Below are 26,421 nucleotides of genomic sequence, written 5' to 3'. Positions count from 1 at the left end.
ATTCCGTCCGCGCTCATGCGCCCCGACACCCCGCCCGCTGGCAGGCCGCGAAGCGGGGCAGCGCCGCCCCGATGTCCTCCGGACGCTGACGGGGCGCCCAAGCCCCAAGGCGACGCCGCGGCCAGTAACGGTGGCGGCGGGCAGGCGATCGGATCTTCGCGGGCCCCTCCGGCGCTCACCTCAGGCCGACATGGCGGTCCAGGAAGCGCGCGGTGCGGGCCGCCGCATCGAGCTGCGCCGCCCCCGTCAGGCCGTGGCCCTGGTCCGGGTAGACCTGGAGCTCGTGAGGAGTGCCCTGCTCCGCGAGCAGGCGCGCGATGGCGTGGGCCTGCGACACCGGCACGACCGGATCCCGGGCTCCGTGGAGGACGAGGGTCGGCGGCAGCCGGGGCCGGCGTGCGGCCAGCCCGTCCGGCAGCGGGCCGAAGTAATCCACGATCGCCCGGACCCTGGCGTCGGAGGCGGCGGTGTCGAACGCCAGCGCCGCGCCGAGCGAGACGCCGACGAGGCCGAGGCGCCCCGCGTCCACTCCGGGCCGCTGCGCCAGCCAGTTCAGGCCGTCGCGAACGGTCCCGGCCCAGAGCGGGAAGTCGTGCCGCAGCCGGGCATAGGCGACGCGGCGGTCGTTCGTGCGGTCGAGATAATGCAGGAAGGCGACGTGGTAGCCGGACGCCGCGAGGCTGCGTGCCGCGAGGCGGTAGCCGTCCGCGAAGGTGAGCCCGTCCGCGCCGTGGAGGAGCAGCACGGCGGGCCCGTCCCCGGATGCCCGCGCGGCGAACCACTCGACCTCGATCGGCGTCCCGGCGCTGGTGAAGCTCAGCATGGCTGACCGATATCCTCGTCACCGTGGAGGCAGCACCGGCACGGATGCGCGCGGAGCGGATCCGGACCGGGATGCGGGTCCCCTCAGGCGCGCGCGATGACGAGGCCGCGGGACTGCCCCGCCTCCTCGCGCAGGAACGCCGCGATCGCGGCCGCGATCTTCTCCCCGCCCTGCACGGAGGGCTCGATCGGGTTGGCGTAGTCCGCGTCCTCGCCGCACAGCACCCGCAGGTCGAGGAGCGCGAGGCCCCGCGCGGCCGCCTCGCGGGTCACCACGTCGTTGAGGACCGCCAGCGCGGTCGCCGCCAGGCGCCGCCGGGCCGGGTCGGGGTAGCGCGGGTCGTAGATGGTGCAGACGGCCGTCGGGCGCCGGCGCGCCAGCACCGCGTCCAGCATCGCGCGGTACGCCGCCCGGAACCGATCCTGCACGGTGGCGAGCCGGTCGAGCGCCTCCGCCACCGAGCGCGCCGGGCCGTCGAGCACGCCGGACGCCAGCAGGGCGTCGTTGCCGCCCGCGCTGACGACGAGGTGGGTCGCGTCCTCCGGCAGGCCGGCGAGCTGGCGCGGCACGTCCGCCAGCACCGCCCCGTCGACCGCGAGCAGCGTGGCGCTCCCGCCGGGCAGGAGGGGGCGCAGCTGGCGCACCACGTCGGGATCACCGCGCACGTAGGCGCCGTTGTCGAAGACGGAGTCACCGAGCAGGACCGTGTGGGTCATCAGCCTCTCATCGGTTGTTGGGAGCGGCCCCGCTCGCGGGCGCTCCGGCCGGGACGACAGGGCGGCGCTCGCGGCGGACAAGGGCAACGCCCCCGCCTTGCGGCGGATCCCGCCGCCGGGCGACGGCGTTGCCGGAGCGATGCAGTTCTACCTCGACTGCGACGGCGTGCTGGCGGATTTCGACGCGGGTGCGGCCCGCGTGCTCGGCTGCCCGCCGCGCGCCTACCGGCAGCGCCACGGCCTCGCCCGGTTCTGGGCGGCGCTCGCCCGCGCCCCGGACTTCTACGGGCAGCTCCCGCTGATGCCGGACGCCATGGCGCTGTTCGACGCCGTGCGCCCCCTCGCGCCGATCATCCTCACCGGCTGCCCGCGGGGGACCTGGGCGCAGCCGCAGAAGGAGCGCTGGGCCGCCCGGCACTTTCCCGGCACGCGCCTCGTCACCTGCCTGGCGGTGGACAAGAGCCGCCACTGCCGCCCGGGCGACGTGCTCGTCGACGACACGCCCACCCATCGCCACCTCTGGGAGGGGATGGGCGGCGTGTTCATCCTGCACCGCTCCGCCCGCGCGTCGCTGCGGACGCTGGCGGCCCACCTGCCGGGCGGTCTTCCGGGCGAGGGCTCCGGCGCGGCGTGACGGCCCGCCCGGGGCCCCACCCGTCCGCGACGGTCCGGTCCCCGCGTCGTCCGTCGACGCGCCAGGACCTCACCCCAGCATCTCGCGCACCAGCGGCGCCACCCTGGTGCCGTAGAGCTCGATCGAGCGCATCAGCCGGGCGTGCGGCAGCGGGCCGGCGCTGTACTTGAGCTGGAAGCGGCCGAGGCCGAGGGCCCGCACCGTCGCGGCGATCTTCTTCGCCACGGTCTCCGGGCCGCCGATGTAGAGCGAGCCGTGGTCGGCCTCGCGGTCGAACTCCTGGCGCGTCATCGGCGGCCAGCCGCGCTCGGCACCGATGCGGTCGCGCATCCGCTTGTAGTCGGCGAAGAACTCGTCCCGGGCGCCCGCATCGGTCTCGCCGACATAGCCCGGCGAGTGGACGCCGATCGGCCGCGGGGTGCGGCCGAGCTGGGCGCAGGCCCGGTGGTAGAGGTCGACGTAGGGACGGAAGCGCTGCGGCTCGCCGCCGATGATGGCGAGCATCAGGGGCAGGTCGTGGTGCACCGCCCGCACCACCGAGTTCGGGCTGCCGCCGACGCCGATCCAGGCCTTGAGCGGCGTCTCCGGCGTCGGGAAGACGCGCTGGCCCTCGAGCGGCGCCCGGGTGGTGCCCTGCCAGGTCACCGGCCCGCCGGCGAGCAGGGCTGCGAACAGCTCGAGCTTCTCCTCGAACAGGGTCTCGTACTGGTCGAGCGCGTAGCCGAAGAGCGGGAACGACTCGGTGAACGAGCCGCGGCCGAGGATCACCTCGGCGCGGCCGTTCGAGACCGCCTGGAGGGTCGAGAAGCGCTGGTACACCCGGACCGGGTCGTCGGAGCTGAGCACCGTCACGGCCGAGCCGAGGCGGATGCGCTCCGTGTGCCCGGCGATCGCCGCGAGCACCATCTCGGGCGAGGAGACGGAGAAATCCTCGCGGTGGTGCTCGCCGATGCCGAAGAAGTCGAGCCCGACCTCGTCGGCCAGGATCCCCTCCGCGACGACGTCGCGGATCACCTGGCCGTGCGGCAGCAGATCACCCTCTCGGGCGCCGTTCCGGGCGGTGACATCCCCGAACGTGTCGAGGCCGAATTGCAGTGCGTGCGTCATGCCGGCCAAGATGGAGGCAGCGCTGCGCCTTTGAAATGCGCGGGGATGCAAGGACGGGCTTGCGCCCGCGCATGCGGCGTCAGGCCAGGCGAAAGAGGCCGAGGGCGTCCTGCACCGCGTCCCAGGTGGCGGCGGTGACCGTCCGGGCCCGCCCGGTCCCGGTCCGCAGCACGTCCATCACGAAGTCCGGGTCGCGGGCGAGGACCGCCCGCCGCTCGCGGATCGGCCCGAGGAGGTCGCGCAGCACGCCTTCGAGGCGCCGCTTGAGCGCGGCGTCGCCGAGGCCGCCGCGCCGGTACTCGGCCTTCAGCGCCGCCACCGCCTCCGGATCGGGGTCGAAGGCGTCGAGGTAGGTGAAGACCACGTTGCCCTCGACCCGGCCGGGATCGCTGGCGCGCAGGTGGCCGGGATCGGTGTACATCCGCTGCACGGAGGCGTTGATCTCGGCATCCGAGGCGGAGAGCGGCACGGCGTTCCCGCCCGACTTGCTCATCTTCGCCCGGCCGTCGACGCCGGGCAGCCGGCCGACCTCCGGGATCAGCGCTCGGGCCTCGGGCAGGAGGTCGTGGCCGAGCGTGCCCGCAACCTGCCGGTTGAGGCGGCGGACGATCTCGTTGGTCTGCTCGATCAGCGGCGCCTGGTCCTCGCCCACCGGCACCAGGGTCGCCCGGAACGCCGTGATGTCCGCGGCCTGGGCGGCCGGGTAGCACAGGAAGCCCGCCGGGATGTCGCGCCCGAAGCCGCGGGCCTGGATCTCGTCCTTGATGGTCGGGTTGCGCTCGAGCCGGGCCACCGTGACGAAGTTCAGGTAGAGCAGCGTCAGCTCGGCGAGCGCCGGCAGGGCCGATTGCACGCAGATCGTGGTGAGCGCGGGGTCGATGCCGACCGCCAGGTAGTCGGTCGCGACCTCGATCACGTTGCGGGCGACGCGGCCCGGGTCGTGGGCGTTGTCGGTGAGCGCCTGCGCGTCGGCGAGCAGCAGGTACTGGCGGTGGTCGTGCTGCAGCGCCACGCGGTTGCGCAGCGACCCGGCATAGTGGCCGAGATGGAGCGGGCCGGTGGTGCGGTCGCCGGTCAGGATGACGGGAGTGGATGACGGTTCGACGGGCATCGGGGGCTCTCCTGAGGGAAAGCCGCCGCGCTGACGGGTGCCGCGAAACGAGAACGACCGTGCCCACCATGCGGCGGCATCGGTCGTGACGGGATGACGACGGCCGCTTCCTTAGGGGAAGCGCCACCAGGACGTCGCGCGGGGGGAGCGGCTGTCGGTCATCGGCTCAAGCTTTACGCCTCCGCCCCGGCCGGCTCAAGCGGGATCGGGTCTCGCCGCCCGCGGGGCGCCGGCCGGCGCCGCCCCTTCCGCCGTCATCCCTGCCTCGGCCAGCTCCTCGACGTCGACCCAGCGGTTCCAGGCCGGGGCCAGGCTCCAGCCGGGCAGGCCGACATGGGCCTGGGGCAGGCGGTAGTGCAGCACCGGGCGGGGGCTGACCTTCTCGTCCGGCGGCAGCGCCGCCCGGACCCGGGCCTCGTCGCGGTGGGCGAGGATCGGCAGGAGGTCGAGGCCGCGGTGGCGGGTCGGGTTGGCGGCGAGGTAGTCGCGGGCGAGGCCGTCGAGGTCGGGCCGGTAGGCGGGGTCGAGCACCCGGGCGGTGTAGGGCGCGGGGAAGGGCGGCGGCAGGCCGCGGGCGGCGAGGAAGCCGCCGGCCGCCGTCTCGGTCCGCAGGCGCGGCTCGAGCCGCAGGTAGGCCTTGAGCAGGCGCGCGAGGGTGTCGGCCGAGAGGTCCGGCGGCTCGACGTTGAAGTGCAGCCCGAGGGAGCCGAGGAGCACCGCGCCGCGGCCGCGCCCGCCGGCGCCGTGCAGCAGGGCGGCCAGCCGGTCGACCTCGGGCAGGCGCGCGAAGGCGAGGGGGCCGGTGATCAGCTCGCGCGGCACGACTGGGGCGAGCAGCGCCGCGAGCGAGCGGCCGGCGGCGCGGACCGGCAGGCCCGGCACCGGCGCCCGGCGCTGCGGGTGGGCGGCCCTGAGGTCGAGCTCGACCCGGATGTCGCCGAGGGCCGTGCCCTCGAGCCGGAAGGCGTTCGGATCCTCCTCGGCAAGGTGCCCGCCGAGGTCGGCCGCCAGCGCCGCGGCGGCGACCCGCGCCGAGGGGCCCATGAACTCGATCTCGACCCCGACCCGGCGCGGCGCCCCGTCGGCCCGCAAGGACCGCGGCGGCTGGCGGAACGGCGCGCTCACGAGACCACCGCCGGGACCGGATCGAGGCCGAACAGGTCGGGGCAATCCTCCTCACCCGGGCGGCGCGCGAGCCGGCGGGCCGGCGGCGCGGCGGGGCCGAGGAGCCGCAGGACGCGCTTCGAGACGGCGACGCTGAGATCCTCGCGCTTGGCCCGGGCCTCGACGCGGGCGAGCGCGTTCATGGCCGGGCCGAGCACCGTGAACTCGGCCCGCAGGCCGTCGTCGAGCACGCCCACCAGCACCTCCCCGGCATGCAGGGAGGCGGTGAGGGCGAGGGCCGGCAGGCCTTCCCGCAGGCGGATCTCGTTCATCCGGCGCATCCGCTCCTCGATCTCCCGCACGCAGGCCAGGGCCGCCGCCGCCTGCACGTCCGGCGCGCCGTCGATGAACTGCGCCAGCACCCCGTCGCCGACATACTTGTCGACGAGGCCGCCCTGCCGGGTCACGGCGGCGTGGGCCAGCGCCCGGACCGCCAGCAGCCAGTCCACCACCCGGGCCTCGCCCCAGCGCCGGGTCAGGGCCGAGAAGCCCCGGATGTCGAGGGCGAGCAGGCAGGCGTGACGGGGCTGCAGGGCGGTCGTCCCGTCCCGGCGCACCAGGTCGACCCCCGTCGGCACGAAGCGCGCGAGGGTCGCCCGCTCGTGCTCCAGGCGCAGCATCGTGGCGATGCCCCGGCGCAGGCGGGCCACCCCCTCGATCACGAAGGCGCTCGCCACCAGGAAGGACAGGAGCCCGAAGAGCTGCGGCCCCGCCGGGGGCAGGCCGAGGCCCGGGTTCAGGAGGCCGAGGCCGAGGGCGCCGGACCACACCCCCGCGACCACGGCGGCGAACACCGCGGTGTGGCGCAGCCTCAGGCTCAGGCCGGATTCGAGCAGCAGCAGGAAGGCCGGCAGCCGGCTCGCCATCGTGCCGGGCTCGTCGGCGGCGTCGGCCGCCGCCATCATGTACTCGAGCACGATGTAGACCGCGAGGGCCGCGTCGAGCAGCGTGGCGATCCAGGCCAGGCGCGCGCTGTTGCGCCGCCGCACCGTCAGGGCGAGCCAGAGCGAGGATACGGCGTAGCCGCCGAGGATGAACCAGTGGCTGCCGGCGTGCAGCACCCCGTCGCTGAGATAGGCCGAGACCAGCAGCAGCAGCAGCATCACCAGCCGCATCGCCAGCACGCGCGCGGCCGTTCCGGCGGCGAGGCCGGCGGCCAGGTTGGGCCTGTCCTCTGCGAGGCGAGGCGCCGCCTCCCTGTCCGGCGGTCTCGGATGTCGTCTGGTCATGTTGGGCCAAGCCTTACGCGGGGAAGGCGGATGCGTCGAGGCCGCAAGAAGCCCCGCGGCGCCCGAGCCTCCCCGCCGGTTCCTGCCGGCCGGGAGCCCGCGGCCGCGCGGGTTCGGCCGGCCCTGCCTTTTTGACGGGTCGCGACGGCGCCGGCCGGCACCCGAGGCTGAACCGGCGAGCCGGGCATCCGTTCCGGCCCCGCCCGGCGCTGTAGTCCCGCCGTATGGCGACGGCGGTCCTCATCCCGGAATCGCGCAGCCTTGGACGCACGGGCTGCGCGCGCGCGCCGCAGGTCCGTCCCTTGTCGCGGCGATCCAGCGTCTCCATCTCCCCACCATCCGGTTGGATGGCGATAGGATGGTGAGGAGATGGCTGACAACGTTCACGAGCTGCGTCCGAAGATGCCGGACAGCGAGAAGGTCACGGTCAACCTCGGCTTCGTCGACCTCGGCCGCATCGACCTGATGGTGCGGGACGGCTTCTACGCCAACCGCGCCGACTTCATCCGCACCGCGGTGCGCAACCAGCTCGACCGGCAGGAGGAGGCCGTGCGCCACTCCGTGGCGCGCCGGCAGCTCAGCCTCGGCCTGACGCACCTCTCCCGGGCGGACCTGGAGGCGGCGCGGGACGCCGGGACGCCGCTGCGCCTCCAGGTCCTCGGCCTCGCCAGCATCGCGGACGACGTCACGCCGGAGCTCGCCCGGGCCGCCATCGCGTCAATCCAGGTTCTCGGCGCCTTCCATGCCAGCCCCGCCGTGAAGGCGGCCCTGGCCGACCGCATCGCCTGACCGGCCGCGCCGCGCGGCCGGGACATTCCTCGCACAGGACCACGATCATGAACGCATTCAACAGGCTGCCCGGGGGCGGGACCGTCGACATGGCCGAGGTGACCCGCCTCACCCGCGCCGGCCGGCTGACCGAGGCGGTGGCGCTCATCCAGGGGCGCGCCGCACCGCCCGAGGCCGCCCGCCCGCCCGCGCCGCGCGGGACCGAGCCGGCCATCGACCTCGTGGCGCCCACCGAGCCGGGCGGCGCCTGGACGGCACCCGGGGAAGCCGGCGCCCCGGACCCGACAGAGGCGCCGCGGACCTCCGAGGCGCCGCGGACCTTCCGCACGCGGGGCACCCGGCCGGGGGACCTGACCGGATTGCTGCGCGAGGGCGTCCTCGAGGGATGGGGACTTGAGGGATTGGGACTCGAGGCCCTGGGACAAGGCTTGGGGCAGAACCTGGGGCAGAACCTGGCGAAAGGCTTCGGGGCAGCTCTGGGCGAGGGGGCCGCGTCCCGCCGCCCCGTGCCGGTGCCGGAGGGCGCCCGGTTCGAGGAGCGGAGCTTCGCGAGCCCGGCGGGACGCCGGACCTACAAGGTCTACGTGCCGAGCGGCTGGCAGGGCCAGCCGCTGCCGGTCGTGGTGATGCTGCACGGCTGCACCCAGGACCCCGACGACTTCGCCGCCGGGACGCGGATGGACGCGCTGGCCGAGGCGAAGGACGTGATCGTCGTCTATCCGCGCCAGGAGCGCTCCGCCAACGCACAGAAGTGCTGGAACTGGTTCCAGGCCGGCGACCAGGGCCGCGACGCGGGCGAGCCGGCGCTGATCGCCGGGATCGCGACCGCCGTGGTGGAGGAGTTCGGGGCCGACCCGGCCCGGGTCTACGTCGCCGGCCTCTCCGCCGGCGGCGCCGCGGCGGCGATCCTGGCGGCGACCTACCCGGACGTGTTCGCGGCGGCCGGCATCCATTCGGGCCTGGCCTGCGGCGCGGCGCGGGACCTGCCCTCGGCCTTCGCCGCCATGGGCAGCGGCGGCGCGGCCCCGCCGCGGGGGGCGGGGCCCGTCGTGCCGACCATCGTCTTCCACGGCGACGGCGACCGGACAGTCCACCCGCTCAACGCCGACCGGGTCGTCGCCCAGGCGATGCCGGGGGCGCCGCTCGCGCGGAGCGTGACGCGGGGCGAGACGCCCGGCGGGGTCGCCTACACCCGCACCGTCCACGCCGACGACGCCGGACGGGGGATCGTGGAACTCTGGGTGCTGCACGGAGCGGGCCACGCCTGGTCCGGCGGCAGTCCCGACGGGTCCTACACCGAGCCGCGCGGTCCCGACGCCAGCGGGGAGATGCTGCGCTTCTTCCTCGAGCACGCCCGCGCCGGGGCCGGTCCCGGGCGGCCCTGAGGCGGGAGCGAGGCCTGTCCTGCGGGGCTCACGCCCTCGGCGTCGAGACCCGCAGGAGCAGCGCCACCGGCAGGAGCCCCACCGCAACGATCAGCAGGGCGGCCACGGCGCCGTCCTCGTAGGTGCCCCGGGCGGCCTCGCCGTAGAGGTGGGTCGCCAGGGTCTCGACGTTGAGCGGGCGCAGGATCAGGGTCGCGGGCAGCTCCTTGACGCAGTCGACGAAGACCAGGAGGGCGCCGCCCAGCACCGCCGGCCAGGTCAGCGGCAGGTGGACCTGCGCCAGGGCGCCGGCGGGGCCACGGCCGAGCACCCGGGCGGCGTCGCCGAGCGAGCGCGGCACCCGGGCGAGGCCCGCCTCGCTGCTGCCGACCGTGACGGCGAGGAAGCGCACCACGTAGGCGTAGACCAGCGCCGCCCCGGTGCCGAGGCCCATCGCCGCGAGGGACACGCCCGCCAGCGCCCGGCTCGCGGCGTCGAGGGCGCCGTCGAGGGCGGCCAGCGGCGGCAGCAGGCCGATCGCCAGGATCGCCCCCGGCACCGCGTAGCCGAGGGTGGCGCAGCGCAGGAGCAGGTCCCGCCAGCGCCCGCCGAGCAGCCGGGGCCCCGCCGCCACGACGAAGCCGAGGGCCGTCGCCACCCCGGTGGCGAGGCCGGCATAGATGAGGGTGCTGGCGATCTCCGACAGGATCGCCCCGGACAGGCCGGCGACGTGCAGGCGCCGCCACGCCTCGACCGCGAGGTAGCTCGCGGGAGCGAGGAAGCCGAGGGCGACCGGCAGGAGGCCCAAGGCCAGCGCTGCCAGCGCCGCTGGGCCGGCGAGGGGCGTGCGGCTCATCCGCCGCGGGCGCTGCGCCGCCCCGGCATAGCCCCGCCCGCGCCGCGCCGCGCGCTCGACCGCGATCAGGCCGAGGCAGGCGGCGAGCATCACCAGGGCGAGGCCGGCGGCCCCGGGCAGGTCGGAGCGGTTGACCCAGGTGTCGTAGATCGACACCGTGAGGGTGCGGACCCCGAGGAATTCCGCCGCCCCGATGTCGTTGAGCGCCTCCAGCAGGGCGAGGCTGGCGCCGAGCGCGATGGCGGGCCGGGCGAGCGGCAGGGCGACCCGCCGGAAGACGGCGGCCGGTCCGGCCCCGAGGCTGCGCCCGGCCTCCACCAGGCTCGCCGACTGCATCAGGAACAGCGCCCGGGTCGGCAGGTAGACGTAGGGGTAGAGCACGAAGCCGAGGAGCAGGATGCAGCCCGGCAGGGAGCGCAGGTCCGGCAGCATCAGGTCGCGGGGGCGGGCGTAGCCGAGGAGCGCCCGGATCGCGCTCTGCACCGGGCCGACCGGGTGCAGCAGGTCGAGATAGGCGTAGGCCGCGATGTAGGTCGGCACGGCGAGCGGCAGCAGCAGCGCCCAGTCGAGCAGGCGCCTCCCTGAGAACTCGTAGGCCGCGACGAGCCAGGCCGCCCCTGTGCCGACCACGACGACGACCACGCCGACGCCGGCGAGGAGCAGGCCGGTATCGACGAGCGCCCGGGGCAGGACGTGGGCGAGGAGGTGGGGCCACAGCCCGCCGGAGCCCTGCAGCGCCTCGACGCCCAGGGCCGCGACCGGCGCCAGGACCAGCAGGGCGGCGAGGCCGGCAGCGAGCGTCCAGACCTGAGCCCACGGGCCCCGCCGCCAGCGATCCGCGGCGGGCCGGACCGGCGCGGGAGGCCGGGCCGGGCCTGCCCGCCCGGACGCGGCCGGCGGGCCCGACGGCACGAAAGCTCCTCCCTCCACGGCGGTCGCCTGCTCCGGTGCGTTCTCTCGTGACGGTTGACGGCCCCGCCCGGGCGGGGCCACGCGGCGCTACCGGTCGAAGCCGACCTTGTCGACGAGCAGGCTCGCCGCCTTGCGGTTGCGGGCGATCTCAGCGAGCGAGGTGCCGTCGACCTTCAGCGGCCCGAGGGCGGACAGCAGCGGGTCGACCGCGACGCCGGGCTTCACCGGGTACTCGTAATCCGCCTTGGCGTAGAGTCCCTGAGCCTCGTCGGAGGCGAGGTATTCCAGCAGCTTGACGGCGTTGTCGCGGTTGGGGGCGGATTTCGCCACCACGGCGCCCGAGACGTTCACGTGGGTGCCGCCACCCTGGAAGGTCGGCAGCACCACCTGGATGCCGTCGCCCCACTTCTTCTGCTCCGGGCCGCCCCGGCCGCTGCGCATCAGGCCGACGTAGTAGGAATTGCCGAGGCCCACGTCGCAGAGGTCGGCCACGATGTCGCGGGCGACGTCGCGGTCGCCGCCGCCGGCCTTGCGGGCGAGGTTGTCCTTCAGGCCGCGCAGCCAAGCCTCGGTCTTGGCCTCGCCGTGCTTGACCAGGTAGGCGGCGAAGAGCGCGGTGTTGTAGGGGTGCTGGCCGGACCGCAGGCAGACCTTGCCCTTCCACTTCGGGTCGGCGAGGTCCTCGTAGGTCAGCCCGGCGAGGTCGCGCAGGTCCGGATCGGCGTAGGCCACGCGGGCGCGGGTCGAGAGGGCGAACCAGCGTCCGTCCGCGTCGCGCAAGGTGGCGGGGATCGCCGCCTCGAGGGTGGCCGAGCGCACCGGCTGGGCGAGGTCGCGGTCGACGAGCTCGAGCAGGTTGCCGATATCGACCGTCATCACGACGTCGGCGGCGGAGCGGGCGCCCTCGGCGGCCACGCGCTCGGCCAGGCCCTTGTCGACGAACACCGTGTTGACCTTGATGCCGCTCGCCTTGGTGAAGGCGTCGAGGAGCGGGCGGATCAGGCCCGGCTCGCGGGTGGTGTAGAGGTTGACCTCGCCGGCGCCTGCCGGGGCGGCGCCTTGGGCGTGAACGGGGCCCGCGAGGGCGGCGAGGCCGAGGACGGCGAGCACGGTGCGTGACAGGGACAAGGCGGCGTCTCCCGAATGTGGCGCCCCCTTGAGAAGCAAGCCAGAAACAAAAGCAAGCACGTTAGATTTTAGTTGTTTCAATGTAAGACTGAGGAAGACTTCGATCCCAAGCATCAGTCGCCGGAGCGGTTACCGCTGCGGCGGAGAAAAGGACGCAAAAACAGAACCCTGAGCAGCACTGCATCGTGCCATTCCGCTCAGGCGGCCTCCTCGTCCGGCAGGACCAGGACGGCATCCGGCACCAGCGTCACTCCGACCGCATCGCCCGGCCCGTGCGGGCCCGGCCCGGGCAGGCGGGCCCGCAGCGGCACGCCGAGGCCCGGCACCGCGAGGTGCAGGAGGCTTGCCGCCCCCAGGAAGGTGCGGCGCATCACCTGCGCGGCGGTGCCGTCGCCCGGCGCGCCGACCCGCAGGGCCTCCGGCCGCAGGCAGACCCGGACCGCCGCGCCCTCGGGCAGGTGGGGGGCGGGCACGGCCCCGAGGGGCGTCTCGGCTCGGCCGGCATCGACCCGGGCCGGGATCTCGGCCGCGTCCGCCAGGAAGCGGGCAGCGAACAGGCTCTCCGGGCGGCGGTAGAGCGCCTCGCCGGTGGCGACCTGGACGATGCGGCCCCGGCGCATCAGGGCGATGCGGGTCGAGACCGCGAGGGCCTCCTCGGGGTCGTGCGTCACCATCAGGGCGGTGGTGCCGGTGCGGCGCAGGAGCGCCACGGTGTCCTCCCGCACCCGGTCGCGCATGCGCCGGTCGAGGTTCGAGAACGGCTCGTCGAGGAGCAGGAGCCGCGGCCCCGGCGCCAGCGCCCGCACCAGGGCGACACGCTGCTGCTCGCCGCCCGAGAGGGTCTGGGGGTAGCTCGCGGCGTGGCCCGAGAGCCCGACCTGCTCGAGCAGCGACGTGGCCGCCTCGCGGGCGGCAGGCGGCTGGCCCTTGAGCCCGAAGCGGATGTTCTCCGCCACGGTGAGGTGGGGAAACAGGGCGTAGTCCTGGAACATCAGGCCGACGCCGCGCTCCTCCGGCGGCACCGCGGCGCCCTCGCCGACGACGAGGCGCCCGTCGAGCCGCACGGTGCCGGAATCCGGCGTCTCGAGCCCGGCCACCACTCGCAGCAGCGTGCTCTTGCCGCAGCCGGAATCGCCCAGGAGCGCCACGATCTCGCCGGGGCGGACGCTGAGCGAGACGCGGTCGAGGGCCTGCACCCGGCCGAAGCGGCAGGCCACCTCCTCCACCGCCAGGGCGGGCGCCGGGCGGGACGGGGCCGGGTCGGTCATGGGACTCCTCGCGAGGCGCGCGCGTTCTCAGGGGCTCGCGCTCATACACGGGCCGGCCGCGGCGGGCGAGGGCGGGGCACCATGCGGGTGCCCTTGGCGGCAGCCGGCCCTGCACCGATCCGGCACGGGGCGCGCCGCCGAAGGGTCAATCGGGCGTTAAGCCGATTCGTCGAAAGCTGCGCATCGCCGCAGTCCCGCCGAGGGGGCCGGCGGCGGGTCACGAGGGTGTCGGGCGTATGCGTAACCTGTCGGGCGAGGGGGGAACCGTGGTGGCGTTCCGGCGCAAGGAACGGACGGTCCCGGTGAATCACGAGCTCGCGCCGAGCCCCCGGGTCGCCGCCGCGCGGCGCGACCAGCGCAGCCTGATGGACACGGTCTACGAGGCCGGCACCCTGCCGGTGGCGGCGGGCGACCGGGAGACGAAGCTCCTCGCGTCGCGCCTGCTCGTCTACGGCTTCCTGACCATCGACGAGGTCGGCGAGGACGGCCGCACCCGCTCCCTGCGCCCCTCCGAGGCGGTGCGGGCCGGCCGCGAGCGGCCCTGGCGCCTGTCGCGGGCGTCCCGCGGCGTGAGCCTGTCGGTGCCGATCCCGGCGGTCGACGGGTTCCTGTTCGAGATGGCGTGAGAGCCCGCCCGCCGGCGAGGCTCCGGATCGTCGGAGGCCGTGCCTCGTAAGGCCGATGCCTCGGCTCCCGGGACGGTGGATCCCGGATCCGCGCGGCATCCCCGGCGAAGGCCGCAGGGACGACGGCCCGTCGCGGCCACCGAGCCCGCCGCCTCACCCTCTGAAAATTGACTTTCCGAACCGGATCACCGACACGGGCGCCCGCCGCGACCGGCGCCGGTCGGGCTGCCCGGTCGCCGCCGCGGGCGTCGGATCCCCGGTTCGGAGCAGTGCATGACGAGCCTTGCCGCCGGGCGCCGCCCCGGCCGCGCCGCCTCCGCGGGCGCCCGTGTGGGCGCCGTCGCGGAGCGCCTCCTCGATCTCGGGGCCCGCAGCCACGGGGCGGCCTGCGCCCTGCTCGTCGCCCTCTGCCTGATCTGCTTCCTGCCGGGCTTTTCCTCGCTCCAGCCGATGGACCGGGACGAGCCGCGCTTCGCCCAGGCCTCCAAGCAGATGCTGGAGACCGGCGACCTCGTCGACATCCGCTTCCAGGGCGAGGCCCGGCACAAGAAGCCGGTGGGGATCTACTGGGCCCAGAGCGCCGTGGTGGCGGCGGGCGAGGCCCTCGGCGTGCCGGGCGCCCGCACCGCGATCTGGCTCTACCGCATCCCCTCGCTGCTGGGCGCCATCGCCACCGTGCTCCTGAGCTACTGGGCCGCGCTCGCCTTCCTGCCGCGGCGCGGGGCGCTGCTGGCCGCCGCCCTCGTCGGAGCCTGCGCCATGCTGTCGGCCGAGGCGCGGCTCGCCAAGACCGACGCGCTGCTCACCGCCTGCGCGGTCGCCGCCATGGGGGCGCTGGCCCGCGCCTGGCTGGCGCGGACGGGCGCGGCCCGCCTGTCCCATGTCACCCTGCCCAACGCCACGGTCCTGACCTTCTGGCTCGCGGTCGCGGCCGGCATCCTGGTCAAGGGGCCGATGGTGCCGCTGTTCGCCGGCCTCGCGGCCCTGTGCCTCTCGGTCTTCGCCCGCTCCGGCGGCTGGCTGAAGGCGCTCCGGCCGGGCCTCGGCCTCGTGCTGGTGCTCGCACTCGTCGCGCCCTGGTTCGCGGCAATCGCGGTCAAGAGCGGCGGCGCCTTCTACGGCGAGGCGGTGGGGCACGACATGCTGGGCAAGGTCGGCACCGCCCAGACCCAGCACTGGGCGCCGCCGGGCACCTACCTGCTCGTGACCTTCGCGACCTTCTGGCCCGCCGCGGCCTTCGCGGCGATGGCGCTCCCCTTCGCCTGGGCGAAGCGCCGGGAGGACGGGATCGCCTTCCTGATCGCCTGGGTGCTGCCGTCCTGGCTGGTGTTCGAGGCGGTGCCGACCAAGCTGCCGCACTACGTGCTGCCGCTCTGCCCGGCCCTCGCGATCCTGGCGGTGACGGCGGTGGCAAGCGGGGCGGTGCACCGCGACCGGCCGGGGGCGCGCCTCGTGGCGCTCCTCGTGCCGTTCATCCCCATCGGCCTCACGGTCGGCCTGTGCGCCGCCGCCTGGCGCCTCGACGGCGTGATCCCGTGGGCGGGGCTGCCGCTCCTCGTCGCGGCGAGCGCGGTGGCGTTCCTCGCCTGGCGCGCCTTCGCGGACGGCTGGCCTGAGCGCTCCCTCGCCGTCGCGGTGCTGGCGGGCGCGCTCCTCGGGCCGGCGGTGTTCGGGCTCACCCAGCCGGTGCTCGCCGCCCTCAAGGTCTCGCCCCGGCTCGCCGCCCTGCGCGACGCGCTGCCCTGCGCGAATCCCAAGGTCGCGACCCTGGGCTACCGCGAGCCGAGCCTCGTCTTCCTGATCGGCACCGACCTCGCGATGCTCGATTCCGCCGAGCAGGCTGCCGCCTACCTCACCCAGGGCGGCTGCCGCCTCGTCTACGTCGAGGACCGCTTCGCCCCGGCCTTCGCGGCGGCTCAGACCGCCGGCGCGACGAACGCCGCCGGCGCCGCGCCGCGGCCGGTCGGCCGCGTGACGGGCTTCAACATCAACGGCGGCAAGCCGGTCGGCCTGACCGCCTACGCGGTGACGCCGTGATCCACCCTCCGACCCAGCCTCCGACCCAGGCCCCGACAGAGAGCGCCCAGACCATGCCGGATCCGGAGGTGATCCGCCTCAGCGTCGTGGTGCCGGTGAAGAACGAGGCCGGCAACATCGCCCCCCTCGTCGCCGAGATCGCGGCGGCCTGCACGCCCCTGCGCCCCTTCGAGATCGTCTACGTCGACGACGGCTCGACCGACGCCACCCCGGCCGCCCTCGCGGCGCTGCGGGCCCGACACCCCGAGTTGCGGGTGCTGCGCCACCGGGTGAGCTGCGGCCAGAGCGCGGCGGTGCGGACCGGGGTGCTGGCCGCGCGGGGCGACCTGGTGGCGACGCTCGACGGCGACGGCCAGAACGACCCGGCCTTCATCCCGGCGCTGGCGGCGGCGCTCGCGGCGGCGGGGCCGGGGGCGGGGCTCGCGCAAGGGCAGCGGGTCGGCCGCAAGGACGGGCGGCTGAAGATGATCCAGTCGCGCATCGCCAACGGCGTGCGCGGCCGCATCCTGCGCGACGCCACCCGGGACACCGGCTGCGGCCTCAAGGTCTTCCGCCGGGCGGTGTACCTGCGCCTGCCCTACTTCGACGCCCTGCACCGCTTCATGCCGGCCCTCGTCGCCCGCGAGGGGTTCTCCGTCGTCCATGCCGACGTGGTCGACCGGCCGCGCCTCACCGGCCGCTCGAATTACGGCCTGTTCGACCGGCTCTGGGTCGGCATCCTCGACCTCGCCGGGGTGTGGTGGCTGATCCGCCGCCGGCGCCGGGTGCCGGAGATGGTCGCCGGGGAAGGGGCGGAGTAGCCCGATGGTCGCCGACATCATGCACGGGCTCAGCGCCTATTTCTGGTCGCTGTTCACCGGACCCGTCGACCTCGTGCTGCTGGTCGGCCTGATCGGGCAGGGCCTGTTCACCGCCCGCTTCCTGGTGCAGTGGATCGCCAGCGAGCGGGCGGGGCGCAGCGTGATCCCGCTCTCGTTCTGGTTCCTGTCGCTCGGCGGCTCGGCGGTGCTCCTCGGCTACGCGCTCTACCGCCGCGACCCGGTCTTCATCCTCGGCCAGAGCCTCGGCACGGTGATCTACCTGCGCAACCTCGCCCTGGTGTTCCGCGAGCGGCGGGGCGGGACCGGGCGATAGGCGGAGGACGCCCCGGCGGGCCGGGGCGCCGTGACCGTCAGCTCTTCTTCTTGTAGTCGAAGGCCGGCGCCTTGTTCAGGTCGTCCTTGGTGGCGTTCACGCTCGCCTTCCAGCCGTCGCCGTCGCGGACCAGCGTCACGCTGTCGGGGCTGACCGCGACGTAGCGCTCACCGATGCCGAGGAAGCCGCCGACCCCGAGGATCACGGCCTGCACGGTCTTGCCGTCGACGATGACGAGATCGGCGATGTCGCCGACGGACTCGTTCTGGGCGTTGGTGACCTTGGTGCCGAGGATGCGCGAGGTCACGGCCGCGGCGGGCTCGAGGGTGATGAACTGCACCGTGGCGGTCTTGACCTGCTGCGTCGTCATCGCGCCGGTCGCGTCCTGCTGCGTCGCGGTCTGGGCCAGGACGGGCCCGCACGCGAGCAGGAGGGCGGCCGTCGCGAGGGCGGTCTTCAGCGTCATGGAAATCGTCTCCGAGGGGCCCGCGCACTGGCACGGCGCGGACCTTGCGCAGAACGGGCCCGGGCCGGACGAGTTCCCCAGCGTCAGACGTCGGGCGGACGATCCGGGCCGGGATGGTGCAACGCGGCCACGCCGCCCCATCTATGCGGTGAGCCGCGACGGGATCGGCGGCACCGCTCACCCTAGGGGAACCACATGGACGGTCACGTGTACGGAGCGCTCGGGCAGCCGGGCGTCGGCTTCCTGATGGCCATCGTCATCGGGGCGCTGGCAGGCTGGCTGGCGGAGAAGTTCACCAGCTCCAACATGGGCCTGCTCGCCAACATCGTGCTGGGCGTCATCGGCGGCCTGGTCGGCAACTTCCTGGCGGCGCAGTTCCACATCCCGATCTTCGGGTTCTGGCGCAACCTGATCTCCGCCACCATCGGGGCGATCATCATCATCACCCTGGTGCGGGCGATCCGGGGCGAGCGGACCTACTGACCCGGCGGAACCAGCCCCCGGGTCGTCGGTACTGTCTCGGGGCATCGACCCGCAGGTCATGCACGACGCGCCGCGCGGCGGCGCGTCACGCCCCATTTGCTCCGGCGGCCCGGACACCTTAAGTCAGGGCCGCGCCGCGAGGGGTTCGCGGACGCTTCCCGCCTCGGATCCCATGGCCGTCGTCCTCGATCTCCTGCGCAACGACCAGCGCCCGCGCCATCCGGAGAAGGCGCACCGGCCCGACCAGCCGATCCTGCGCAAGCCGGACTGGATCCGGGTCAAGGCGCCGGGCTCGCCGAAATGGGCCGAGACCAACGCCATCGTGCGCGAGAACAAGCTCGTGACGGTGTGCGAGGAGGCGGGCTGCCCCAACATCGGCGAGTGCTGGGAGAAGAAGCACGCCACCTTCATGATCATGGGGGACACCTGCACCCGGGCCTGCGCGTTCTGCAACGTGCGCACCGGCATGCCGGACGCCCTCGACGCGGCGGAGCCGACGCGGGTGGCCGAGGCCGTGGCCAAGCTCGGCCTGCACCACGTCGTCATCACCTCGGTCGACCGCGACGACCTCGCGGACGGGGGTGCCGCCCATTTCGCGGCGGTGATCGGCGCGATCCGGCGCTTGAGCCCCGCCACCACGATCGAGATCCTGACCCCCGACTTCCTGCGCAAGGACGGCGCCCTCGAGGTCGTGGTCGCGGCACGCCCCGACGTGTTCAACCACAACCTCGAGACCGTGCCGTCGAAGTACCTGAAGGTGCGCCCCGGCGCCCGCTACTTCCACTCCATCCGCCTGCTGCAGCGGGTGAAGGAGCTCGACCCCACGATCTTCACCAAGTCCGGGATCATGGTGGGCCTCGGCGAGGAGCGCAACGAGGTGCTCCAGCTGATGGACGACCTGCGCTCGGCCGAGGTCGACTTCCTGACCATCGGCCAGTACCTGCAGCCGACGAAGAAGCACCACCCCGTGCTCTCCTTCGTGACGCCGGACGCGTTCAAGGCCTACGAGACCACCGCCTACGCCAAGGGCTTCCTGCTCGTCTCGGCGACGCCGCTCACCCGCTCCTCCCACCATGCCGGCGAGGATTTCGCCCGGCTCAAGCAGGCCCGGCTCGACCGGCTGGGGACCGTCTGACCCGATGCCGAGCTTCCGCACCACCCGCACCGTCCGGCACAGCCCGACGGAGATGTTCGACCTCGTCGCCGACGTCGAGCGCTACCCCGAATTCCTGCCGCTCTGCGACTCGCTCCGGGTGCTGCGCAAGCAGGAGGGCGAGGACGGGACCGAGACGCTCGTCGCCGACATGGGCGTCGGCTACAAGGCGATCTCGGAGCACTTCACCACCCGGGTCCGCCTCGACCGCCCGAACCTGAAGATCGTCGCCGAGTACATCGACGGCCCGTTCCGCCACCTCGAGAACCGCTGGACCTTCCGCGAGGCCCCGAACGGCGGCTGCACGGTCGAGTTCTTCATCACCTACGAGTTCAAGAGCCTGGCCCTCGGCCTCCTCATGGGCAAGATGTTCGATCGCGCCTTCCGCAAGTTCACCGACGCGTTCGAGAGCCGGGCGGACCGGTTGTACGCGCGGGCGTGAGGAGTGGGGCGTAATCTCAGTTTGAAATCCTGAGCCGTAGCCCCTGTTCCGCACTTTCGGCCCGTGCGCCTGCCAATCTCCATCGCTACAGCACCGCTTCGTACGCGGAGGAGAGTGACAGGGCCCGCGATCGCCAGGAGGAAAAATCGTTATATATCATGATCTTAAGTTTTTTGGAATAAAACTAGGAATAATTTTCTTCCATTCTGTCGTGCGCAGGCGTAGGCTCTGCCCGTGTCTCGCGCCGACGGAGTACGACGTTGGAAACAGATATCGACATCATCATGGGCGCCTTGGAGCCATACCTCGACATGTTCGATGGCATTCTCCGACACGGGCACACTATCTATGAAACTTATCCTCCAGATATCGTGATTGATCACGACGCGAGCGCCCAAGCACATTGCACAAACCGGCATGTTCTAGCAGAAGCACATAGGGTGCTTGATGAGCTGCCAGGAATCAAGCATAGGGAAATCAGGGGGCAAAATCTTTGGCAGATCGATCCCGCGAACGTGATCGTACGCTTTAAGAAGACCGATGAGGATGGCGTTTCTTCAAACTATCAGACCCGTCAAGCGCGCGCGTTTGATCGTGGAGCACAGATACCCGGCATTCCGGCTGAACCTACTAGGTTGACTGCTGGCTATCTGCTCGATGCCACAGGTATGAGCTATATACGCTCTCAAATTTCTCTTCCTACGAAGCGCGGCGTTATTTGGTGCGCCGCAATCACACCAGCAGGAAACCGGGAAGCAGATGAAACCGCATGGCATGAAGTCCAGCGGCAGCGTCGGCTATTTTAAAAAATGAAGCAGGTCGAGCAATTCAACCGTTATATGATGATGTTAGCGCGCGACTCACGCGGGCTAACTCAATCAGCGCTTGCGCAACTAATGAATGTTGCACAAGGCACTATATCAAAGGCAGAGGCGGGCACAAGCGAGCCGTCACAAGATTTTGTGGAAGATCTCGCACGCGCTTTAAAATATTCTGCTGAATTCTTTTTTGAGACCGGTCGCCCCTATGGTATGCCGCCATTTCATTACAGGCGTCGAAAGAAATTAGGGCAAAAGCCCTTGGATCGAATGGTCGCGGAAATGAATATTAGACGCATTCATCTTCGCATATTATTGCGATCATATGATGCGCGCGCCAACGGATTTATTCCAGAAATTGACAGAAATGAATATCAGGGATTTGTGACACGGCCATTTAGCGTGGAAGATGCCGCACGCCATCTGCGTGAGCAGTGGATGCTGCCGGACGGCCCTATCGACAACGTAACGGATCTCATTGAAGAGAACGGTGGAATCGTAATCCCGTGCAATTTTGACAATGATTTGATTGACGCTGTCAGCCAAAGAATTGATGGAGTACCTGTCTTATTTTTTGTGAATATGAATGCACCAGCAGACCGCATTCGCCACACCCTTTGCCATGAGCTTGCGCATATGGTTCTGCATACCACAACCTTACTTGATGACGAAGTGATGGAAGACGAGGCAGACTTATTCGCCGGCGCCTTTCTACTTCCAGCAAAGAATATTCGAGCGCAACTTACAAAATTCGACATAAGGCAAATTGCAAATCTTAAGAGACATTGGAAAGTATCCATGTCTTCGATCGCGATGAGAGCCGATCGACTCAATATGATTACGCCATATCAAAAGAAATCATTTTTTATTGAGATGAGTAAGCTTGGATATCGCAAGACAGAACCCTTTGAGCCGAAAAAAGAGTTTCCAAAAAAACTCGCAAAATTGATAGATTATCATTTAAACGTACTCGGTTATTCTAATGTAGAACTTGCAAAAGCGCTCTTCATTTCAACTCCTGAATTTGACCGTATGTACGGCAGCGAAATGCTTGGACCGAAAGAGGAGCGAGGCCATAGACGACCAACCTTGAGGCTCGTACAATAGCCTGCAAATCCAATGATTGAATGCACAACATATTAGTAACGTGAACAATTTGATCCCGCGGATAACGCCACCCCTTGCAGCGGCTCCGCGAGATCAATCTATATTTAAGAGAATAAATTCATATTAGCTACGCTTCACTCAAGAGAAGCTGCCTATCGGCCTCTCAACACCACCCCGAGATCGATCCCGCTCCCCATCGCCAGATAGCCCGCCCGGTTCGGGTGCAGCCGGTCGCCCTTGCCGCCGGTGGTGCTCTCCGGGACCATCTCGGGGCGCAAACCGCCGCTCGCCGGGTCGAGGGTCGCGGCGTCGAAATCGACCACGCCGTCGAACAGCCCCGACTCCCGGACGAAGGCGTTGAGGCCGCGGCGCTTCTCGTCCTGCTCGGGGTGGCCGTGGGCGGGGCTGGAGCTGCCCTTGGCCGAGGTGAGGGTGGCGCCGATCACCCGCACGCCCGGGATGCCGGCGCGCAGGCGGGCGACGCCCTCGCGCATCCCGGCCTGGACGGCCTCGAGCGTGGCCTCGCCGTTGCGGCTGAAGTCGTTGACGCCCTCGAGCCAGATCACGCTGGCCACACCCGACAGCCCGATCACGTCGCGGTCGAGGCGGGACAGGGCCGAGGGCCCGCCCGGAAACGGCTTGTGCGGGCCGTATTCCGCAGGGCCGACCACCTGGTTGCCGCCGATCCCGGCATTGACCACCGAGACCCGGTTGCCGAGCCTGGCGTGCAGGCGGCGCGACAGCACGTCGGGCCAGCGGTCGTCGCCGTTCATCGTCGAGGCGGTGCCGTCGGTGATCGAATCGCCGAAGGCGACCACCACGGGAGTTGGGGCGCTCACCGCCATGTCGACGGCGTCGAGGAAGAACCACGAGGCGGTGGAGTACGGGAAGGCGGCCTCGCCCTCGTCAGTGCCGTGCGCGCCGGCGCCCGGCGCGGTGGCGTAGGAGGTCTGCAGCGCCTTGGCGTGCCAGGTCATCGGCCCGCTCACCCCCACGACGTGGAGCGAGACCGCGAGCTTGCGCCCGGCGAGCAGGGCGGCATCCGGATCGGCGGCGAAGGGCAGGGCGACCGGATCGGACCAGGCCTCGCCCCCGGGCGGGACCGTGACCCGGTCCTGGCCACCGAACCGCACCGGGCGGTTCGTCCCCGGCACCAGGGCCGCCCCGCCGAGGTGCAGCCCGGCATGGACGCCGTCGAGGGTGAGGGGCCGCGTGCCGAAGGCGTTGGAGATCCGCAGGCGGGCTTCCCGGCCCCACATGTCCGGCCGCAGCACCAGCCGCAGGGTCTGGTCGCGGGCGCCCTCGGCGGGGTTCGGGAAGGCGAAGCTCTGGTCGGGCTGGGCCGAGGGGTTGCCGACCGGGTAGGGGCCCTGGACCGAGCCGGCCCAGGCGGTCGCCCAAGCTGGCGGCCCCGAGAGGGGCGTCCCGGAGGTCCGGCCGTCGGCGCTCTGCGCCCGGGCCGGGGCGGCGCACAGGACCCCGAGACAGATCGCGGCCACAGCCGCTCCTCGCCAGCGCATCGCCTTCCTCCCTGGTGGGCGCCCGTCGCCGCGCCTCTGCCGGCAGGATGAGCATGCCGGCCAGAGAATCGCCAGCCCGTGCGCGCGCCGTGTGCGCTGGAGCACACCGGGCACGGCGGCCCGCTCCTACCCTCCGGCCACTTCGCGAGGTCCGTCGCCGCCGCAAGATCGTCCGGCGATCGGCCGCGGCTTTTCGTCCTGCCGCGACCACCCATGACGACCCGGCACTCTTGACCACCGCGCGAGGCTCCGGAGTCCCACCCTGCACGAAGGGGGTGCCCGATGACCCACCCGATGCCCCATCACCACACCGACGGTTCGGTGCACTACACCCATTGCTGGCCGGAGACGGTCGATGCCCTGCCGGCCTCCGAGCAGCCGAAGCCCGACTGGCGCCGGCGCCTGCGCGGCGCCGCCGGCATGGTCGGCGCCTCCGGCCTCGCGGCCGCGGCGATCTGGTTCGCCATGCTGTGCGACCCCACGGTCTCCCGCGCCGCCCTGCCGCCCTCCGCCGACGTCTGCACCAATGCCGGCCATGCGGTGCGGGTCTGGTTCGACGCCGAGACCGCCCGGCGGGCCCGAGTCGCCGCGGCGCCCCACCAGCACGCCTTCAACAGCATGCTGCTGTGGTACCGCTCGGCCGAGGGCAAGTGCGCCGCCGGCCACACCCAGGAGGCGGTGCGCAGCTTCAAGGCCCTCGAGCGGATGATCGCCGGCTTCGACGCCAACCGCGAGGACCGGGACGAGGCCGGGAGCTGAGGCTTCGGCACCGAAGGCGCCAGCAAAGACGCGAGCAAAGACTCTTGCACGGCGCTCCCGTTCGCGCTTGGCTCCCTCCAACGATGAGGGGGCATTGCGATGGGTGACGGGCTGACCTTCGTGCTGGTGCACGGCGCCTGGCACGGCGGCTGGTGCTGGAGGCGGGTCGCCGACGCCTTGCGGGCGGAGGGGCACCGGGTCTTCACCCCGACCTGCACCGGCCTCGGCGAGCGCGCCCATCTCCTCTCCGCCGCCATCACCCTCGACACCTTCGTGCGCGACGTCGCCGGCGTGATCGCGGCCGAGGAACTGACGGACGTCGTGCTGGTCGGGCACTCCTTCGGCGGCCTGGCGATCAGCGGCGTCGCGGAACGCATGCCGGAGCGGCTGCGCCACCTCGTCTACCTCGACGCGCTGATCGCGGAGCCGGGCCGCGCGCCCTTCGACGGGCTGCCGCCCGAGGTGGTGGCGGCCCGCCGCCGGGCCGCCGCGGAATCGAGCGGGGGCCTGAGCCTGCCGCCGCCGCCGGCCGAGGCGTTCGGGGTCCTCGACCCGGCGGATGCCGCCTGGGTGGAGCGGCGCCTGACCCCGCACCCGTTGAGCACCTACGAGAGCCCGCTGCCGATCCGCTCCCCGGTCGGCAACGGCCTGCCGCGCACCTACGTCGACTGCACCGCGCCGTCCTACGCCACCCTCGACGGCGTCAAGGCCTGGGTGCGGCGCCAGCCCGGCTGGGGCTGGCGGGAGATCGCCACCGGCCACGACGCCATGGTGAGCGCCGCCGGCCCCCTGGCCGAGCTCCTGGTGGAACTCGGCCAGGGCTGAGCCTCAGCCGTCGCCACGATGGGTTCGGCCCATCGTCACGATGGATTCTCAGCCCATCGTCACGACGGTGCGGCCGGGATCGATCTCGATCAGCCGCAGGCCGAAGCTGCGGCCCTCCTGGGCCTCCCAGTCGGCCAGGACGGCGTTGACCCGCTCCGGGCCGTGCTCGGCCAGGGTGCGGCTGCCCACCGGCTCCTCGATAGCGTGCATGATATCGCCCATCAGCCGCGCCCTCGCGGGGCTGTCGGCGGGCCCGGCGGCGTCGCAATACGCGGCGACGATCTGCTCCGACAGGGCCTCGATGACGGCCTGGTTCACGGAGGTCATGCCCATGCTGCGCTCTCCCGTTCGGCGGGGCTGCTTCCCCTGGAACCGGGACAACGCGGACGGAGCCGGAGCGGTGCCGCGATCAGCCGGCCTGCTGCTGGCCGCCCGCCCGGTGCGCCGCGAGGGTCACCACCTCGGCGGAGGGCGCCTCGCCCTTCTGCCCCTGGCCCATCATGAAGATCACCGGGTTGCGCGGCATGTAGCCGGGGTTGCGGCGCAGGTTGAGCAGCGGCTGCAGTTCCACCGCGGTCAGGTCCTTGGAGGTGGCGTCGCGCCAGACGTGGCCGGGGGAGGCCGCGCGGGCGAAGGGCCACCAGGAGCGGCGCTCGGTCTCGACCTGCAGGACGAGCTTGCCGGTCAGGGTTTTGCGGAAATTGAAGCGACCCGTGATGGCCATGACGCGTCCTCCATTCCCGGACAACCTGGACCCGTGCTGTTTAGCACGGCACTAACATGGGGCGGCCACGCTTCACGGAAAAGCCGGGAGGCCTCCTGCCGCGCTGCCGCATCCATGGGACTAACGGTTGCGATGCCCAAACGCTCCCTCGCCCTCAACCCCGCGCTGATCGCCCGGGCCCATCCGCGCCCGGTCGCCGACGACGGGAGCGGCATGGCGCTGATGGGCGAGGCCGAGGCCGACGCGCGCCTCGACGCGGCGCTGGCGGAGAAGCCCGGCGATCCCGGCACCCTGTGGCTGTTCGCCTACGGCGCCCTGATGTGGCGGCCGGAATTCCCCTTCTCGGAGCGGCGCGAGGCGACGGTGCGCGGCTGGCACCGCCGCTTCTGCCTGTGGCAGCGGGGGTTTCGCGGCACGCCGGACCGCCCCGGCGTGATGCTGGCCCTCGACCGGGGCGGGCAGTGCCGGGGCCTCGCCTACCGGATCGGCGGCGACGGCGCGAAGGCCGACGACCTGCGGGCGGCCGTCCGTCCAGTCTGGCGGCGGGAGATGCGCGGGCGCGGCTACGTCGCCCGCTGGCTCAGCGCCGGGACCGCGGAGGGCCCGGTGCCGGCCCTCGCCTTCGTGGCCGACCGCGCGGGACCGCGCTACGCCGGGCGGCTCACCGACACGGAGATCGCCGCGCGCATCGCCGCGGCCTGCGGCCCCACCGGCCCGAGCGCCGAGTACCTGCTCAACACGGTGGCGGCCTGCGAGGCCCTGGGCATCCGCGACCGCCACCTCTGGGCGATGCAGGCGCGGGTGGCCGAGCGGCTCGCGGCCTGCGACGAACCCGCGGTTCAGAACAGCCCGACGCCGATCCCGGGCTCGCGCCGCGGCGGGTAGCCGTAGGGGCCGGTCGAGACGCCGTAATAGGGCAGGACCGGCGCGTAGCCGAGGCCGAGGAGCGGGCGGGGCGGGGGCTCGGCCAGGACCACCTCCGCCTCCACCTCCGCCACGACGGCGGGGGGCGGGGGCGGGGCGCGCCAGCCGGCCGCGGCCTCGATCCCGCCGCGCGCCGCGTAGCCGGCCGGCATGTCGGCGGCCAAGGCCGGCGCAGCGGCGAGGGCGGCCGCCAGGGGCAACCAGGCCAGCGTCGTGCGGAGCGTCATGGTCATGAACCTCGGGCAGTATCGGGGGACGAGTCGTCTTACGGACAAGCTTTCCCGGGGCATCCCGGTTCCCCG

Annotated in this window: 29 protein-coding genes; 15 read left to right on the top strand and 14 right to left on the bottom strand. The window is 72.4% G+C overall.

Annotation, left to right across the window (positions count from 1 at the left end):
* Window positions 1–175: 175 nt before the first annotated feature.
* Both VQ02_RS22425 and VQ02_RS22420 read right to left on the bottom strand, forming a co-directional pair.
* Complete coding sequence (locus VQ02_RS22425) at window positions 176–823, bottom strand: dienelactone hydrolase family protein (protein WP_048446439.1); 648 nt, start codon at window positions 821–823, stop codon at window positions 176–178.
* 83 nt (window positions 824–906) lie between these two features.
* The gene (locus VQ02_RS22420) at window positions 907–1,539 is read right to left on the bottom strand and encodes an SGNH/GDSL hydrolase family protein (RefSeq protein ID WP_048446438.1); all 633 of its coding nucleotides are present in this window, start codon (window positions 1,537–1,539) and stop codon (window positions 907–909) included.
* Here VQ02_RS22420 and VQ02_RS22415 point away from each other — a divergent pair.
* Window positions 1,529–2,173 (top strand): HAD family hydrolase, encoded by a 645-nt coding sequence (locus VQ02_RS22415; protein WP_245239819.1) that lies wholly within the window; start codon window positions 1,529–1,531, stop codon window positions 2,171–2,173. The two genes, VQ02_RS22420 and VQ02_RS22415, sit on opposite strands and share 11 nt — an antisense overlap.
* 69 nt (window positions 2,174–2,242) lie before the next feature.
* Here the strand turns inward: VQ02_RS22415 and VQ02_RS22410 are convergent, their stop codons facing one another.
* The 4 genes from VQ02_RS22410 to VQ02_RS22395 form a co-directional block, all read right to left on the bottom strand.
* Complete coding sequence (locus VQ02_RS22410) at window positions 2,243–3,280, bottom strand: LLM class flavin-dependent oxidoreductase (RefSeq protein WP_048446436.1); 1,038 nt, start codon at window positions 3,278–3,280, stop codon at window positions 2,243–2,245.
* A 79-nt stretch (window positions 3,281–3,359) separates the two neighbouring features.
* Entirely contained in the window at window positions 3,360–4,391 is a 1,032-nt protein-coding gene (gene trpS / locus VQ02_RS22405; RefSeq protein WP_048446435.1) for a tryptophan--tRNA ligase, read from the bottom strand.
* Window positions 4,392–4,586: 195 nt separating this feature from the next.
* Window positions 4,587–5,516 (bottom strand): amidoligase family protein, encoded by a 930-nt coding sequence (locus VQ02_RS22400; protein WP_063838509.1) that lies wholly within the window; start codon window positions 5,514–5,516, stop codon window positions 4,587–4,589.
* Window positions 5,513–6,784 (bottom strand): adenylate/guanylate cyclase domain-containing protein, encoded by a 1,272-nt coding sequence (locus VQ02_RS22395; RefSeq protein ID WP_083469375.1) that lies wholly within the window; start codon window positions 6,782–6,784, stop codon window positions 5,513–5,515. The genes VQ02_RS22400 and VQ02_RS22395 overlap by 4 nt, the downstream gene beginning before the upstream one ends.
* 369 nt (window positions 6,785–7,153) lie before the next feature.
* Here VQ02_RS22395 and VQ02_RS22390 point away from each other — a divergent pair, with 369 nt between their 5' ends.
* Together VQ02_RS22390 and VQ02_RS22385 are read left to right on the top strand one after the other, a co-directional pair.
* On the top strand, window positions 7,154–7,573 hold the full coding sequence (locus VQ02_RS22390) for a CopG family transcriptional regulator (RefSeq protein ID WP_048446434.1): 420 nt from the start codon (window positions 7,154–7,156) through the stop codon (window positions 7,571–7,573).
* 47 nt (window positions 7,574–7,620) lie between these two features.
* On the top strand, window positions 7,621–8,958 hold the full coding sequence (locus VQ02_RS22385) for an extracellular catalytic domain type 1 short-chain-length polyhydroxyalkanoate depolymerase (protein WP_048446433.1): 1,338 nt from the start codon (window positions 7,621–7,623) through the stop codon (window positions 8,956–8,958).
* A gap of 28 nt (window positions 8,959–8,986) precedes the next feature.
* Here the strand turns inward: VQ02_RS22385 and VQ02_RS22380 are convergent, their stop codons facing one another.
* From VQ02_RS22380 to VQ02_RS22370, 3 genes are all read right to left on the bottom strand, one after another.
* On the bottom strand, window positions 8,987–10,570 hold the full coding sequence (locus VQ02_RS22380; protein ID WP_048446447.1) for an ABC transporter permease: 1,584 nt from the start codon (window positions 10,568–10,570) through the stop codon (window positions 8,987–8,989).
* Window positions 10,571–10,792: 222 nt separating this feature from the next.
* A complete protein-coding gene (locus VQ02_RS22375; RefSeq protein WP_048446446.1) occupies window positions 10,793–11,815 on the bottom strand; it encodes an extracellular solute-binding protein in 1,023 nt (340 codons plus the stop codon).
* Window positions 11,816–12,030: 215 nt separating this feature from the next.
* Window positions 12,031–13,101, bottom strand: coding sequence for an ABC transporter ATP-binding protein (locus VQ02_RS22370; protein ID WP_048446432.1), 1,071 nt, complete (start codon window positions 13,099–13,101; stop codon window positions 12,031–12,033).
* Window positions 13,102–13,337: 236 nt separating this feature from the next.
* Between VQ02_RS22370 and VQ02_RS22365 the strand changes: the two genes are divergently transcribed.
* The 4 genes from VQ02_RS22365 to VQ02_RS22350 all read left to right on the top strand — a co-directional run bounded on the left by VQ02_RS22365 (window position 13,338) and on the right by VQ02_RS22350 (window position 16,898).
* Window positions 13,338–13,727, top strand: coding sequence for a hypothetical protein (locus VQ02_RS22365; RefSeq protein WP_048446431.1), 390 nt, complete (start codon window positions 13,338–13,340; stop codon window positions 13,725–13,727).
* Between the two features lie 273 nt (window positions 13,728–14,000).
* Complete coding sequence (locus VQ02_RS22360) at window positions 14,001–15,764, top strand: ArnT family glycosyltransferase (RefSeq protein ID WP_048446430.1); 1,764 nt, start codon at window positions 14,001–14,003, stop codon at window positions 15,762–15,764.
* Between the two features lie 53 nt (window positions 15,765–15,817).
* Window positions 15,818–16,564: a glycosyltransferase gene (locus VQ02_RS22355; protein WP_048446429.1), complete on the top strand. Its 747-nt coding sequence runs from the start codon at window positions 15,818–15,820 to the stop codon at window positions 16,562–16,564.
* A 4-nt stretch (window positions 16,565–16,568) separates the two neighbouring features.
* Window positions 16,569–16,898 (top strand): lipid-A-disaccharide synthase N-terminal domain-containing protein, encoded by a 330-nt coding sequence (locus tag VQ02_RS22350; RefSeq protein ID WP_048446428.1) that lies wholly within the window; start codon window positions 16,569–16,571, stop codon window positions 16,896–16,898.
* A gap of 37 nt (window positions 16,899–16,935) precedes the next feature.
* Here the strand turns inward: VQ02_RS22350 and VQ02_RS22345 are convergent, their stop codons facing one another.
* The gene (locus tag VQ02_RS22345) at window positions 16,936–17,364 is read right to left on the bottom strand and encodes a PRC-barrel domain-containing protein (RefSeq protein WP_048446427.1); all 429 of its coding nucleotides are present in this window, start codon (window positions 17,362–17,364) and stop codon (window positions 16,936–16,938) included.
* 195 nt (window positions 17,365–17,559) lie between these two features.
* Here VQ02_RS22345 and VQ02_RS22340 point away from each other — a divergent pair, with 195 nt between their 5' ends.
* The 5 genes from VQ02_RS22340 (at window position 17,560) to VQ02_RS35935 (ending at window position 21,367) form a co-directional block, all read left to right on the top strand.
* Window positions 17,560–17,847 carry a GlsB/YeaQ/YmgE family stress response membrane protein gene (locus VQ02_RS22340; protein ID WP_048446426.1) on the top strand — a complete coding sequence of 96 codons (288 nt, stop codon included), beginning with the start codon at window positions 17,560–17,562 and terminating at the stop codon, window positions 17,845–17,847.
* A gap of 172 nt (window positions 17,848–18,019) precedes the next feature.
* Complete coding sequence (lipA, locus tag VQ02_RS22335) at window positions 18,020–18,982, top strand: lipoyl synthase (protein WP_048446425.1); 963 nt, start codon at window positions 18,020–18,022, stop codon at window positions 18,980–18,982.
* A 4-nt stretch (window positions 18,983–18,986) separates the two neighbouring features.
* Window positions 18,987–19,442, top strand: coding sequence for a type II toxin-antitoxin system RatA family toxin (locus VQ02_RS22330; RefSeq protein ID WP_048446424.1), 456 nt, complete (start codon window positions 18,987–18,989; stop codon window positions 19,440–19,442).
* Window positions 19,443–19,702: 260 nt separating this feature from the next.
* Window positions 19,703–20,248, top strand: coding sequence for a hypothetical protein (locus tag VQ02_RS37450; RefSeq protein WP_157080754.1), 546 nt, complete (start codon window positions 19,703–19,705; stop codon window positions 20,246–20,248).
* A 3-nt stretch (window positions 20,249–20,251) separates the two neighbouring features.
* The gene (locus VQ02_RS35935) at window positions 20,252–21,367 is read left to right on the top strand and encodes an XRE family transcriptional regulator (protein WP_083469373.1); all 1,116 of its coding nucleotides are present in this window, start codon (window positions 20,252–20,254) and stop codon (window positions 21,365–21,367) included.
* A 152-nt stretch (window positions 21,368–21,519) separates the two neighbouring features.
* On the opposite strand, the gene VQ02_RS22325 is transcribed toward VQ02_RS35935, so the two are convergent.
* A complete protein-coding gene (locus VQ02_RS22325; protein ID WP_053080503.1) occupies window positions 21,520–22,866 on the bottom strand; it encodes a GDSL-type esterase/lipase family protein in 1,347 nt (448 codons plus the stop codon).
* A gap of 303 nt (window positions 22,867–23,169) precedes the next feature.
* Between VQ02_RS22325 and VQ02_RS22320 the strand changes: the two genes are divergently transcribed.
* Both VQ02_RS22320 and VQ02_RS22315 read left to right on the top strand, forming a co-directional pair.
* Complete coding sequence (locus tag VQ02_RS22320; protein WP_209437049.1) at window positions 23,170–23,646, top strand: hypothetical protein; 477 nt, start codon at window positions 23,170–23,172, stop codon at window positions 23,644–23,646.
* Between the two features lie 99 nt (window positions 23,647–23,745).
* Window positions 23,746–24,471, top strand: coding sequence for an alpha/beta hydrolase (locus VQ02_RS22315; RefSeq protein WP_048446422.1), 726 nt, complete (start codon window positions 23,746–23,748; stop codon window positions 24,469–24,471).
* A 48-nt stretch (window positions 24,472–24,519) separates the two neighbouring features.
* On the opposite strand, the gene VQ02_RS22310 is transcribed toward VQ02_RS22315, so the two are convergent.
* Together VQ02_RS22310 and VQ02_RS22305 are read right to left on the bottom strand one after the other, a co-directional pair.
* On the bottom strand, window positions 24,520–24,804 hold the full coding sequence (locus tag VQ02_RS22310) for a hypothetical protein (RefSeq protein ID WP_048446421.1): 285 nt from the start codon (window positions 24,802–24,804) through the stop codon (window positions 24,520–24,522).
* Window positions 24,805–24,880: 76 nt separating this feature from the next.
* Window positions 24,881–25,195 (bottom strand): hypothetical protein, encoded by a 315-nt coding sequence (locus tag VQ02_RS22305; protein ID WP_048446420.1) that lies wholly within the window; start codon window positions 25,193–25,195, stop codon window positions 24,881–24,883.
* Window positions 25,196–25,327: 132 nt separating this feature from the next.
* Here VQ02_RS22305 and VQ02_RS22300 point away from each other — a divergent pair, with 132 nt between their 5' ends.
* The gene (locus VQ02_RS22300) at window positions 25,328–26,080 is read left to right on the top strand and encodes a gamma-glutamylcyclotransferase (RefSeq protein WP_048446419.1); all 753 of its coding nucleotides are present in this window, start codon (window positions 25,328–25,330) and stop codon (window positions 26,078–26,080) included.
* On the opposite strand, the gene VQ02_RS22295 is transcribed toward VQ02_RS22300, so the two are convergent.
* Complete coding sequence (locus VQ02_RS22295; protein WP_048446418.1) at window positions 26,035–26,352, bottom strand: hypothetical protein; 318 nt, start codon at window positions 26,350–26,352, stop codon at window positions 26,035–26,037. The two genes, VQ02_RS22300 and VQ02_RS22295, sit on opposite strands and share 46 nt — an antisense overlap.
* Window positions 26,353–26,421: the final 69 nt, after the last annotated feature.

Origin of the sequence: Methylobacterium variabile, from assembly GCF_001043975.1 — a bacterium.
Classification (GTDB): domain Bacteria; phylum Pseudomonadota; class Alphaproteobacteria; order Rhizobiales; family Beijerinckiaceae; genus Methylobacterium; species Methylobacterium variabile.
This window is presented reverse-complemented; position numbering and strand designations above follow the sequence as displayed.

What these genes read in the sequence shown, in the direction of transcription:
- VQ02_RS22425 (WP_048446439.1), bottom strand. Translation starts at nt 823, where the DNA reads ATGCTGAGCTTCACCAGCGCCGGGACGCCGATCGAGGTCGAGTGGTTC.
- VQ02_RS22385 (WP_048446433.1), top strand. Translation starts at nt 7,621, where the DNA reads ATGAACGCATTCAACAGGCTGCCCGGGGGCGGGACCGTCGACATGGCC.
- VQ02_RS22420 (WP_048446438.1), bottom strand. Translation starts at nt 1,539, where the DNA reads ATGACCCACACGGTCCTGCTCGGTGACTCCGTCTTCGACAACGGCGCC.
- VQ02_RS22410 (WP_048446436.1), bottom strand. Translation starts at nt 3,280, where the DNA reads ATGACGCACGCACTGCAATTCGGCCTCGACACGTTCGGGGATGTCACC.
- VQ02_RS22360 (WP_048446430.1), top strand. Translation starts at nt 14,001, where the DNA reads ATGACGAGCCTTGCCGCCGGGCGCCGCCCCGGCCGCGCCGCCTCCGCG.
- VQ02_RS22300 (WP_048446419.1), top strand. Translation starts at nt 25,328, where the DNA reads ATGCCCAAACGCTCCCTCGCCCTCAACCCCGCGCTGATCGCCCGGGCC.
- VQ02_RS22355 (WP_048446429.1), top strand. Translation starts at nt 15,818, where the DNA reads ATGCCGGATCCGGAGGTGATCCGCCTCAGCGTCGTGGTGCCGGTGAAG.
- VQ02_RS22305 (WP_048446420.1), bottom strand. Translation starts at nt 25,195, where the DNA reads ATGGCCATCACGGGTCGCTTCAATTTCCGCAAAACCCTGACCGGCAAG.
- lipA (WP_048446425.1), top strand. Translation starts at nt 18,020, where the DNA reads ATGGCCGTCGTCCTCGATCTCCTGCGCAACGACCAGCGCCCGCGCCAT.
- VQ02_RS22365 (WP_048446431.1), top strand. Translation starts at nt 13,338, where the DNA reads ATGCGTAACCTGTCGGGCGAGGGGGGAACCGTGGTGGCGTTCCGGCGC.
- VQ02_RS22315 (WP_048446422.1), top strand. Translation starts at nt 23,746, where the DNA reads ATGGGTGACGGGCTGACCTTCGTGCTGGTGCACGGCGCCTGGCACGGC.
- trpS (WP_048446435.1), bottom strand. Translation starts at nt 4,391, where the DNA reads ATGCCCGTCGAACCGTCATCCACTCCCGTCATCCTGACCGGCGACCGC.
- VQ02_RS22320 (WP_209437049.1), top strand. Translation starts at nt 23,170, where the DNA reads ATGACCCACCCGATGCCCCATCACCACACCGACGGTTCGGTGCACTAC.
- VQ02_RS22340 (WP_048446426.1), top strand. Translation starts at nt 17,560, where the DNA reads ATGGACGGTCACGTGTACGGAGCGCTCGGGCAGCCGGGCGTCGGCTTC.
- VQ02_RS22310 (WP_048446421.1), bottom strand. Translation starts at nt 24,804, where the DNA reads ATGGGCATGACCTCCGTGAACCAGGCCGTCATCGAGGCCCTGTCGGAG.
- VQ02_RS22295 (WP_048446418.1), bottom strand. Translation starts at nt 26,352, where the DNA reads ATGACCATGACGCTCCGCACGACGCTGGCCTGGTTGCCCCTGGCGGCC.
- VQ02_RS35935 (WP_083469373.1), top strand. Translation starts at nt 20,252, where the DNA reads ATGAAGCAGGTCGAGCAATTCAACCGTTATATGATGATGTTAGCGCGC.
- VQ02_RS22345 (WP_048446427.1), bottom strand. Translation starts at nt 17,364, where the DNA reads ATGACGCTGAAGACCGCCCTCGCGACGGCCGCCCTCCTGCTCGCGTGC.
- VQ02_RS22350 (WP_048446428.1), top strand. Translation starts at nt 16,569, where the DNA reads ATGGTCGCCGACATCATGCACGGGCTCAGCGCCTATTTCTGGTCGCTG.
- VQ02_RS22390 (WP_048446434.1), top strand. Translation starts at nt 7,154, where the DNA reads ATGGCTGACAACGTTCACGAGCTGCGTCCGAAGATGCCGGACAGCGAG.
- VQ02_RS22330 (WP_048446424.1), top strand. Translation starts at nt 18,987, where the DNA reads ATGCCGAGCTTCCGCACCACCCGCACCGTCCGGCACAGCCCGACGGAG.
- VQ02_RS22370 (WP_048446432.1), bottom strand. Translation starts at nt 13,101, where the DNA reads ATGACCGACCCGGCCCCGTCCCGCCCGGCGCCCGCCCTGGCGGTGGAG.
- VQ02_RS22395 (WP_083469375.1), bottom strand. Translation starts at nt 6,784, where the DNA reads ATGACCAGACGACATCCGAGACCGCCGGACAGGGAGGCGGCGCCTCGC.